This window comes from Streptomyces sp. NPDC006265, assembly GCF_040613555.1.
GTDB lineage: Bacteria > Actinomycetota > Actinomycetes > Streptomycetales > Streptomycetaceae > Streptomyces.
Genome location: NZ_JBEXSH010000248.1, coordinates 1 through 10,509, shown reverse-complemented (window position 1 = coordinate 10,509; position 10,509 = coordinate 1). Strand labels below are relative to the sequence as shown.

The following is a 10,509-nucleotide window of genomic DNA, read 5'->3' as shown; positions in this document are numbered from 1 at the left end:
GGTGTCGAGCTCCTTGAGCAGGGACTTGACCCGGTTCTCCCGGCCTCCCAGGGCCTTGTTCACCTTCGAGGTCGCCGACGAGGTGCTGGCCCACACCCGCCAGGCCCTGGACCGGGGCGCCGAGGCACGCACCGCCTGGGACAAGCGGATCGCCGCCTGGCGGTCCGACAACCCGGAGCGGGCCGCCACGTTCGACCGGGTCAGCAAGGGCGAGCTGCCCGAGGGCTGGGAGGACGCCCTGCCGGTGTTCGAGCCGGGCAAGGCGGTCGCCACCCGGGCCGCGTCCGGGAAGGTCCTCCAGGCGCTCGGCCCGGTCGTCCCCGAGTTGTGGGGCGGCTCCGCCGACCTCGCCGGCTCCAACAACACCACCATCGACAAGACCAGCTCCTTCCTCCCCGGCGGCAACCCGCTGGCGGAGGCCGACCCGTACGGCCGCACCGTGCACTTCGGCGTCCGTGAGTTCTCCATGGCCGCGGAGATGAACGGCATCGCGCTGCACGGCAACACCCGCATCTACGGCGGCACCTTCCTGGTGTTCTCCGACTACATGCGCAACGCGGTGCGGATGTCGGCCCTGATGCAGCTGCCGGTGACGTACGTGTGGACGCACGACTCCATCGGCCTCGGCGAGGACGGCCCGACCCACCAGCCGGTGGAACACCTGGCCGCGCTGCGGGCCATTCCGGGTCTGAACGTCGTACGCCCCGCCGACGCAGGCGAGACCGCGGTCGTCTGGGCCGAGATCCTGAAGCGGCACGGCACCGCCCCGGCCCCGCACGGCCTCGCGCTCACCCGCCAGGGCGTGCCCACCTTCGAGCCGGACCCGGACGCGGCGCGCGGCGGCTACGTGAGGTTCGAGGCGGAGGGCGGCGCACCGCAGGTGGTCCTGATCGCCACCGGCTCCGAGGTGCACGTCGCCGCCGGGGCGCGCGAGCTGCTCCAGGGCGCCGGTGTGCCCACCCGCGTGGTGTCGATGCCGTCCGTGGAGTGGTTCGAGGAGCAGCCGCGCTCCTACCGCGACAGCGTGCTGCCGCCGTCCGTGAAGGCCCGGGTCGCCGTCGAGGCCGGGATCGGGCTGACCTGGCACAGGTTCGTCGGGGACGCGGGACGCATCGTCTCCCTGGAGCACTTCGGTGCCTCCGCCGACGCGAAGACCCTGTTCGCCGAGTACGGCTTCACCCCCGAGAACGTCGTCGCCGCCGCGCGGGAATCCCTCACCGCCGCCCGTGGCTGATCCGACCGCCCGAAAGAAGATGATCACTGTGACCGAAGCGACCGCGAGCGCGGGAGCACTGAAGCGCCTGTCCGACGAGGGCGTGTCGATCTGGCTCGACGACCTGTCGCGCCGGCGGATCGAGTCCGGCAACCTGGCCGAGCTCGTCGCCACGAGGAACGTCGTCGGCGTCACCACCAACCCGTCCATCTTCCAGGCCGCCATCGGCTCCGGCGCGGGCTACGAGGAGCAGCTCGCCGACCTGGCGGTGCGCGGGGTGACCGTCGACGAGGCCGTCCGGATGATGACGACCGCCGACGTCCGGGCCGCCGCCGACGTCCTGCGGCCGGTGTATGAGGCGACCGGCGGCCGGGACGGCCGGGTCTCCATCGAGGTCGACCCGCGCCTCGCCCACGACACGGCGGCGACCGTCGCCGAGGCCCGGCAGCTGGCCTGGCTGGTGGACCGCCCCAACGTGATGATCAAGATCCCGGCGACGAAGGCGGGCCTGCCGGCGATCACTGAGGTGATCGGCGCGGGCATCAGCGTGAACGTGACGCTGATCTTCTCCCTGGAGCGCTACCGCGAGGTGATGGACGCTTATGTCGCCGGCCTGGAGAAGGCCCAGGCGGCCGGTCTCGACCTGTCGGGCATTCACTCGGTCGCGTCGTTCTTCGTCTCGCGTGTGGACTCCGAGATCGACAAGCGGCTGACGCTGCTGGGCACGGACGAGGCCCTCGCCCTGAAGGGCCGGGCGGCCCTGGCCAACGCGCGGCTCGCCTACGAGGCGTACGAGCGCGTCTTCGCCGGAGCGCGCTGGCAGGCCCTGGGCGGGGTCCGTGCGAACCGGCAGCGCCCCCTTTGGGCCTCCACCGGTGTGAAGGACCCCGCATACAAGGACACCCTGTACGTGGACGAACTGGTCGCCCCCGGCACGGTCAACACCATGCCGGAGGCCACGCTGAACGCCGTCGCCGACCACGGGGACGTCCAGGGCGACACGGTCACCGGCGGTTACGCCCAGGCCCGCGCCGACCTGGCGGCCGTCGAACGGCTCGGCATTGCATACGACGAGGTGGTGCGGCAACTGGAGGACGAGGGCGTGGCCGGGTTCGAGGTGGCCTGGCAGGACCTGCTGGACGCGGTCACCAAGTCCTTGAACAACAAGGGAGTTGACGCGGAATGAGCGAGGGCATCCCCCAGACGGCCGAACAGGAGACCAAGGGCACCAAGGAGGAGAAGGAGGCCCGGGCCGCGCAGGAGGCGGCCGGGGTCGAGCAGACCGGGGTGAGCGGCACGACGGAGGCCGCCCCCATCAGGTACCGCGCCGACACCGACACCGACTTCAGCAATCCGCTGCGCGACCCGCGCGACCGCCGTCTGCCCAGGATCGCGGGTCCGTCCGGACTCGTCATCTTCGGCGTGACCGGCGACCTGTCCCGCAAGAAGCTGATGCCGGCCGTGTACGACCTGGCCAACCGCGGTCTGCTGCCGCCGGGATTCTCCCTGGTGGGCTTCGCCCGCCGGGACTGGGAGGACCAGGACTTCGCGCAGGTGGTGCACGACGCGGTCCGCGAGCACGCCCGGACCCCGTTCCGTGAGGAGGTCTGGCAGCAGCTCGCCGAGGGCATGCGGTTCATCCCGGGCGACTTCGACGACGACACGGCGTTCAAGCAGCTGCGCTACGCCGTGGACGAGCTGGACGCCTCCCGGGGCACCAGCGGCAACTACGCCTTCTACCTGTCGGTGCCACCGAAGTTCTTCCCGAAGGTCGTCCAGCAGCTGAAGAAGCACAAGCTGGCCGACGCACCCGAGGGTTCCTGGCGCCGGGCGGTCATCGAGAAGCCCTTCGGGCACGACCTGGGGTCGGCCGAGGAGCTCAACCGGGTCGTGCACGACGTGTTCGACCCGGAGCAGGTCTTCCGGATCGACCACTACCTCGGCAAGGAGACCGTCCAGAACCTCCTGGCCCTGCGTTTCGCCAACCAGATGTTCGAGCCGATCTGGAACCGGTCGTACGTCGACCACGTGCAGATCACCATGGCCGAGGACATCGGCATCGGCGGCCGGGCCGGCTACTACGACGGCATCGGCGCCGCCCGTGACGTCATCCAGAACCACCTGCTCCAGCTGATGGCGCTCACCGCGATGGAGGAACCGGCCGCCTTCGACGCCGCCTCGCTGCTCACCGAGAAGCTGAAGGTCCTCAAGGCGGTGCGGCTGCCGCAGGACCTGGGGCAGGGCACCGTGCGCGGCCAGTACGCGGCGGCCTGGCAGGGCGGCACCAAGGTGCGCGGATACCTGGAGGAAGACGGCATCGACCAGTCCTCCACGACCGACACGTACGCCGCGGTCCGGCTCCAGGTGGACAACCGCCGCTGGGCGGGCGTCCCGTTCTACCTGCGCACCGGCAAGCGGCTGGGCCGCCGGGTGACGGAGATCGCCGTGGTGTTCCAGCGGGCGCCGCACTCCCCGTTCGACTCCACCGCGACCGAGGAGCTGGGCTCCAACGCGATCGTCATCCGCGTCCAGCCGGACGAGGGCATGACGGTCCGCTTCGGCTCGAAGGTGCCGGGCACGTCGATGGAGATCCGGGACGTGACGATGGACTTCGCCTACGGCGAGTCGTTCACCGAATCGAGCCCCGAGGCGTACGAACGGCTGATCCTTGACGTCCTCCTGGGCGACGCCAACCTGTTCCCCCGTCACCAGGAAGTGGAAGAGTCCTGGAAGATACTCGACCCGATCGAGCGGTACTGGGCCACGCACGGCCGGCCCGCGCAGTACGCCTCGGGCGGCTGGGGACCCGAGGAGGCAGACGAGATGCTCGCACGAGACGGACGGAGCTGGCGCAGGCCATGAAGATCGACCTGACCGACACGACGGCAAGCAAGATCAACAAGGCGCTGGTGCAGGGGCGCCGCGCCATCGGCACACCCGCCGTGGGCATGGTCCTGACGATGGTGATCGTCACGGACGAGGAGAACGCCTACGACGCGATCAAGGCGGCCGAGGAGGCCTCGCACGAGCACCCCTCGCGCACCCTGGTCGTCATCAAGCGGCACGCCCGCACCCCGCGCGACCGCCAGTCCTCCCGGCTGGACGCCGAGGTCCGGGTGGGCGCCGACGCGGGCACCGGCGAGACCGTGATCCTGCGGACCTACGGCGAGGTGTCCGACCACGCCGACTCGGTGGTGCTGCCGCTGCTGCTGCCGGACGCGCCGGTGGTGGTGTGGTGGCCGGTGGACGCCCCCGAGGTACCCTCCACGGACCCGCTCGGGGCGCTGGCCCAGCGGCGGATCACCGACCTGTACGCCGTGGAGAACCCGCTGGAGACGCTCCAGGCCCGGGTCCGCGCCTACGCGCCCGGTGACACCGACCTCGCCTGGACCCGGCTGACGCCCTGGCGTTCGATGCTGGCGGCGGCGCTGGACCAGGCCATGGAGCGGATCGTCTGGGCGGCGGTGGAGGCCGAGGCCGAGAACCCGGCCGCCGAGCTGCTGGCCCGCTGGCTGGAGGCGCGGCTGCACGTGCGGGTCGACCGGGTGGTCACCGCCGGGCCGGTCGTCACGGCCGTGCGCCTGGGCACGGAGAACGGCGAGATCGTCGTCGACCGCCCTGAGGGACCGCTGGCCACGCTGACCCTGCCGGGCCAGCCGTCGCGCACCCTCGCCCTGAAGGTCCGTGCCACCTCCGAACTCATCGCCGAGGAGCTGCGGCGCCTCGACGCGGACGAGATGTACGCCATCGCCCTGAACGGCGAGGCAACCGAGGAGACCCCCGCTCATGTCTGACTCCCCCTCCGGTTCCCCGAGGCTCGACCGGCGTCCCGAGTGGACCGCCCTGGAGGACCACCGCACGGACGCCCTGCCCCGGCCCGATCTGCGGGAGCTGTTCGCGGCGGACCCGGGACGCGCCGAGCGCTACGTCGTGCACGTGGGCGACCTGCGCATCGACTACTCCAAGCACCTGGTCACCGACGAGACGCTGGCCCTGCTCCAGGAGCTGGCCGCGGCGACCGGCGTGTTCGGGCTGCGCGACGCCATGTTCGCCGGCGAGAAGATCAACGTCACCGAGAACCGGGCCGTGCTGCACACCGCCCTGCGCGCGCCGCGGGACGCCGTCATCGAGGTCGACGGCGAGAACGTCGTCCCGGGCGTGCACGCGGTGCTCGGCAAGATGGCCGCCTTCGCGGACCGGGTGCGCTCCGGGGAGTGGACCGGCCACACCGGCAGGCGCATCCGCAACGTCGTCAACATCGGCATCGGCGGCTCGGACCTCGGCCCGGCGATGGCCTACGAGGCACTGCGGCCGTTCACCGACCGGGATCTGACGTTCCGCTTCGTGTCGAACGTGGACGGCTCGGACCTGCACGAGGCGGTGCACGGCCTGGACCCGGCGGAGACGCTGTTCATCGTCGCGTCCAAGACCTTCACCACGATCGAGACGATCACCAACGCCACCTCGGCACGGTCCTGGCTCCTGGACGGGCTCGGGGGTGACGAGAAGGCGGTGGCGAAGCACTTCGTCGCGCTGTCGACCAACGCGGAGAAGGTCGCCGGCTTCGGCATCGACGTCGACAACATGTTCGAGTTCTGGGACTGGGTCGGCGGCCGCTACTCGTACGACTCCGCGATCGGCCTGTCCCTGATGATCGCGATCGGCCCGGACCCCTTCCGGGAGATGCTCGACGGCTTCCGCATCGTCGACGAGCACTTCCGCAACGCCCCGGCCGAGGCCAACGCCCCGCTGCTGCTGGGCCTGCTGGGCATCTGGTACGACAACTTCCACGACGCCCAGTCGCATGCCGTCCTGCCCTACAGCCACTACCTGTCCAAGTTCACCGCCTACCTCCAGCAGCTCGACATGGAGTCCAACGGCAAGTCGGTGGACCGCGACGGGAAGCCGGTGGAGTGGCAGACGGGCCCGGTGGTGTGGGGCACGCCCGGCACCAACGGGCAGCACGCCTACTACCAGCTCATCCACCAGGGCACCAAGCTCATCCCGGCCGACCTGATCGGCTTCGCCCGGCCCGTCGCCGAGCTGAGCGGCGAACTGAAGGCCCAGCACGACCTGCTGATGGCCAATCTGTTCGCGCAGGGACAGGCGCTCGCCTTCGGCAAGACCGCCGAGGAGGTCCGCGCGGAGGGCGCGCCCGAGGAGCAGGTGCCGCACCGCACCTTCCGGGGCAACCACCCCACCACGACGATCCTGGCCACCGAACTGACCCCGTCGGTCCTCGGCCAGCTGATCGCCCTCTACGAGCACAAGGTGTTCGTGCAGGGCGCCGTCTGGAACATCGACTCCTTCGACCAGTGGGGTGTCGAGCTCGGCAAGGTCCTCGCCAAACGCGTCGAGCCCGCCCTGACCGAGGGCGCTGACGTCCCCGGTCTCGACCCGTCCACGGCCGCGCTGGTGGCCGCCTACCGCAAACTTCGGGAAGTGAACTGACATGCAGATCGGTCTTGTGGGTCTCGGCAAGATGGGCGGCAACATGCGCGAGCGTCTGCGCAGCGCCGGCCACACCGTCATCGGCTACGACACCGACCCCGAGAAGTCCGACGCCGACAGCCTGGCCGACCTCGTCAACCAGCTGGAAGCGCCCCGCACGGTCTGGGTCATGGTCCCGGCCGGCGGCCCCACCCAGCACGTCATCGACCAGCTCGCGGGCCTCCTCAAGCCCTACGACACCGTCGTCGACGGCGGCAACTCGCGCTGGACGGACGACGAGAAGCACGCCGAGGAGCTCGGCAAGCGCGGCATCGGCTTCGTCGACGCCGGCGTCTCCGGCGGCGTGTGGGGCCTGAAGAACGGCTACGCCCTGATGGTCGGCGGCGAGAAGGAGTACGTCGACCGGCTGCTGCCGATCTTCGAGGCGCTCAAGCCGGAGGGCCCGTACGGCTACGTCCACGCGGGCAGGGTCGGCGCCGGGCACTTCGCGAAGATGGTCCACAACGGCATCGAGTACGCGATGATGCAGGCCTACGCCGAGGGCTGGGAGCTGCTGGAGGCCGTGGACTCGGTGGACAACGTCCGCGAGGTGTTCCGCTCCTGGCAGCAGGGCACCGTCATCCGCTCCTGGCTGCTCGACCTGGCGGTGGACGCCCTGGACGAGGACGAGCACCTGAAGGAGCTCCGGGGCTACGCCCAGGACTCCGGTGAGGGACGCTGGACGGTGGAGGCCGCGATCGACAACTCCGTGCCGCTGCCCGCGATCACCGCCTCGCTCTTCTCCCGGTTCGCCTCCCGTCAGGACGACTCGCCGCAGATGAAGATGATCGCGGCGCTGCGCAACCAGTTCGGCGGCCACGCCGTCGAGTCCGCGAAGAAGGCGTAGCACGTGGGTGATCTGCTCATGGTCCGCCACGGCGAGACGGAGTGGAGCCGGAGCGGACAGCACACCAGCTTCACCGACCTGCCCCTCACCCCGCACGGTGAGGAGCAGGCCGCGTCGCTCGCCCCGCTCCTCGCGGGCCGCTCCTTCGCCCTGGTCCTCAGCAGCCCGCTCGGCCGCGCGGTGCGCACCGCCGAACTCGCGGGCCTGACGGGGGCCGTGCGGGACGCGGACCTGCACGAGTGGCACTACGGCGCCTACGAGGGCGTCACCACCGAGGAGATACACCGCACCCGCCCCGACTGGGACCTGTGGACCGACGGGGGCCCGCCCGGCCCCGACGGCGAACCCGGCGAGTCCCCCGAGGAGGTCGGCGAACGCGCCGACCGGGTGCTGGCCCGGGCGGAGAAGTCGCTGCCCGAGGGCGATGTGATGCTGGTGGCGCACGGCCATTTCCTCCGCGTCCTGACGGCCCGCCGGCTGGGTCTGCCCCCGGCACGGGGGCAGTTGTTCCGGCTGGAGACCGGCACGGTCAGCCGGCTGTCGACCGAGCACGGCCGGCCCGTGATCGCGGAGTGGAACTCCAGGGCCTAACCAGTCCCGGCCGGAGGTGAGTTGGCAGCCTCCGGCCGGGCGCGTCAGAGTCCGCGCTGATGGAGATCGACGACATGACACCCGCCGAGGAGCGGGTGTGGCGCGCCTTCCCGCGCGGGCAGGACGTGGACTTCAGGAGTCCGGCCGACGAGGACCCGGGACGGGGCGCCGACTGGGGGCCGAGCGGACCGTACGGGCGGCCGTGGCGCGGGCACTGCTGCTGAGACCTGCTCGTGATCGGCTCCCTCGCCTACGCGCTGCACCACCCCGCGCCGCTGAAGGCGGACGAGGCGCCGCAGTTCAATCCGGTGTTCTACACCCTCGACCTGCTGCTGCCGGTGATCTCCTTCGGGCAGGAGGCCGCGTTCGCCCCCACCGACGGCTACCAGTGGCTCTCCTACGCCCTGGTGCTCACTGACTGGATCCTCGCCACCACCGTCGTCACCGGCATCACCCGGACCGTCAGCCGCCATTGAGCGCCCGTGCCGTGTGCTGCGCGGCCAGCCGCACCGGCGCGTTGGCGGCGCCGTAGCCCCGGTAGCCGCCGTCGCGCTGGACCAGTTCGAAGAAGACCCGGCCGACGGTGCGGGTGTAGCAGTGGCGGAAGACGCCGTGGTCGTCGCGGTCGTAGAGAATGCCGAGGTCACGGTAGGTCTCCAGCTCACCGTCGGCGAACTCGAAGCGGGCGGCGAGGTCGTCGTGGTAGTTCGCGGGCACCGGCAGCAGGCTGCCGCCCGCCTCCCGGAACCGGCGGGCCGCGGCGACCACGTCGTCGGTGGCCAGGGCGATGTGCTGGGCGTGGACGGTGTCGTCGGTGGGCGCGGCGCCGACGGTGAGGGCGATCCGGACACTGCCGTCGGGGGTGGTGACGGCGCGGCTGCGCATCAGACCGTAGGGGTCGGCGACGTCGACGCTCTCCTGGGCGTGCAGGCCGAGCACGCCTCGGTGGAAGAGGGCCGCCTCGTCGAAGTGGTGCCAGGGCTGGGTGAGGGCGAGGTGGTCGATGCCCCGGATGCCCGCCTGCGCCGAGGGCACGCCCGTGTTCTCGAAGTCGGCCCGCCAGTCGGGCAGTTCCGGGTGGCCCGTGGCGCAGAAGAACAGCTCCGTGCCGTCGGGGGCGGCGACCGCGTCCAGCGGGGCGTCCTCCGGCGCGCGACGGCGGGGCAGTACGGGCGCGAGCAGGGCCTCGGCCCGCCGGGCGGCTCCGGCCGGGTCCGGTGACTCCAGCCCGATCGCGGCGAGCCGGGTGCCGTCGCGGCGGGCGGCCGTCCCGGTGTTGACCAGGATCCGGGCCTCGCCCTGCTCCCACAGGGCGACGGGCTTGCCGCGGTGCCGTGCCGTACGGGTGAAGCCCAGAGCGCCGAGCAGGACGGCGAGGGGTTCGGCGTCGGGCGTGACCAGCTCGGCGAAGGCGACACCGGTGGGGACGACGGGGTCGGGCAGGGGCGCCTCGCCCACGGCCTCCTGAAGGACCAGCAGGGAGCGCCGGGCGTCGACGGCGGTCGGACCGGCGTCGGCCTGCCGGAAGACGTCGTTGAAGACCTCCAGGGAGAGCGGGCCGTCGTAGCCGGTGGCCAGCACTCGCCGCACCAGCCCGGCGACATCGAAGCCGCCCTGGCCGGGGAAGCAGCGGTAGTGGCGGCTCCACTGCAGGACGTCCATGGCCAGGAGCGGGGCGTCGGCGAGCTGAAGGAAGAAGATCTTCTCGCCGGGGATGTTCGCGATGCCCTGGGGATCCGAGCCGCGCGAGAGGATGTGGAAGCTGTCCAGGCAGGTGCCGAGCGCGGGGTGACCGGCCCTCTCGACGATGCGCCAGGCATGGTCGTACGTACTGACGTGCCGCCCCCACGCGAGCGCCTCGTAGGCGACCCTGATGCCGTACTCGGCCGCCAGGTCGGCGAGCCGGCTCAGCTGCTCGGCGGCGAGGGCGTCGTCGTCCACCGCCTGCGGGGAGACGCTGGAGCAGACGAGGACCGTGTCGGCGCCGAGCCGGCGCATCAGCTCGAACTTGTGCCGGGCCCGTCGCAGGTTCCGGGCGAACTCCGGCTCGGGGACGGCCTCGATGTCCCGCATCGGCTGGTAGAGGTCGATGCGGAGCCCGAGGTCGTCGCAGCGGGCGCGGATGTCCTCGGGGGTGAGGGGACTGGCCAGCAGGTCGTTCTCGAAGATCTCCACCCCGTCGAAGCCGGCCCGGGCGGCGGCGTCGAGCTTCCCGGTGAGGGAGCCGCTGAGGGAGACGGTGGCGATGGACGTACGCACGTCGGTACCTCTCTCTAGTGCCGCGACAGGCAACGTTCGCCCCGTCACGACGCCCGGCACGCTCCCCCAAGCTCTCGACTCCGCTCGAGCAGGGGGTACCCCCACTCGC

General features: G+C 71.5%; 9 protein-coding genes and 1 pseudogene. 9 read left to right on the top strand and 1 reads right to left on the bottom strand.

Annotated features, from left to right (window positions below; all coding sequences use genetic code 11):
* The 9 genes and pseudogenes from ABZ281_RS20860 to ABZ281_RS20820 all read left to right on the top strand — a co-directional run.
* Positions 1 to 1,234: transketolase C-terminal domain-containing protein (locus tag ABZ281_RS20860; RefSeq protein ID WP_356657506.1), on the top strand; the 1,234-nt coding region annotated here is incomplete at its 5' end.
* A gap of 19 nt (positions 1,235 to 1,253) precedes the next feature.
* Complete coding sequence (tal, locus tag ABZ281_RS20855) at positions 1,254 to 2,399, top strand: transaldolase (protein ID WP_356657504.1); 1,146 nt, start codon at positions 1,254 to 1,256, stop codon at positions 2,397 to 2,399.
* On the top strand, positions 2,396 to 4,075 hold the full coding sequence (gene zwf / locus ABZ281_RS20850) for a glucose-6-phosphate dehydrogenase (protein WP_356657502.1): 1,680 nt from the start codon (positions 2,396 to 2,398) through the stop codon (positions 4,073 to 4,075). The genes tal and zwf overlap by 4 nt, the downstream gene beginning before the upstream one ends.
* Positions 4,072 to 5,007, top strand: coding sequence for a glucose-6-phosphate dehydrogenase assembly protein OpcA (gene opcA, locus ABZ281_RS20845; protein WP_356657500.1), 936 nt, complete (start codon positions 4,072 to 4,074; stop codon positions 5,005 to 5,007). Before zwf ends, opcA begins: the two co-directional genes overlap by 4 nt.
* The gene (gene pgi, locus ABZ281_RS20840; RefSeq protein ID WP_356657498.1) at positions 5,000 to 6,664 is read left to right on the top strand and encodes a glucose-6-phosphate isomerase; all 1,665 of its coding nucleotides are present in this window, start codon (positions 5,000 to 5,002) and stop codon (positions 6,662 to 6,664) included. The genes opcA and pgi overlap by 8 nt, the downstream gene beginning before the upstream one ends.
* 1 nt (position 6,665) lies before the next feature.
* Positions 6,666 to 7,550 (top strand): phosphogluconate dehydrogenase (NAD(+)-dependent, decarboxylating), encoded by an 885-nt coding sequence (gnd, locus tag ABZ281_RS20835; protein ID WP_356657496.1) that lies wholly within the window; start codon positions 6,666 to 6,668, stop codon positions 7,548 to 7,550.
* A 3-nt stretch (positions 7,551 to 7,553) separates the two neighbouring features.
* Positions 7,554 to 8,141, top strand: a complete 588-nt coding sequence (locus ABZ281_RS20830) for a histidine phosphatase family protein (RefSeq protein ID WP_356657494.1) — start codon at positions 7,554 to 7,556, stop codon at positions 8,139 to 8,141.
* 59 nt (positions 8,142 to 8,200) lie between these two features.
* On the top strand, positions 8,201 to 8,365 hold the full coding sequence (locus tag ABZ281_RS20825) for a hypothetical protein (protein WP_356657492.1): 165 nt from the start codon (positions 8,201 to 8,203) through the stop codon (positions 8,363 to 8,365).
* A 3-nt stretch (positions 8,366 to 8,368) separates the two neighbouring features.
* Positions 8,369 to 8,617: pseudogene (locus ABZ281_RS20820) on the top strand (membrane-associated oxidoreductase); the annotation flags it as partial.
* Here ABZ281_RS20820 and ABZ281_RS20815 read toward each other — a convergent pair.
* The gene (locus ABZ281_RS20815; protein WP_356657490.1) at positions 8,604 to 10,400 is read right to left on the bottom strand and encodes a TIM barrel protein; all 1,797 of its coding nucleotides are present in this window, start codon (positions 10,398 to 10,400) and stop codon (positions 8,604 to 8,606) included. The pseudogene ABZ281_RS20820 and the gene ABZ281_RS20815 overlap by 14 nt on opposite strands.
* Between the last annotated feature and the right edge of the window lie 109 nt (positions 10,401 to 10,509).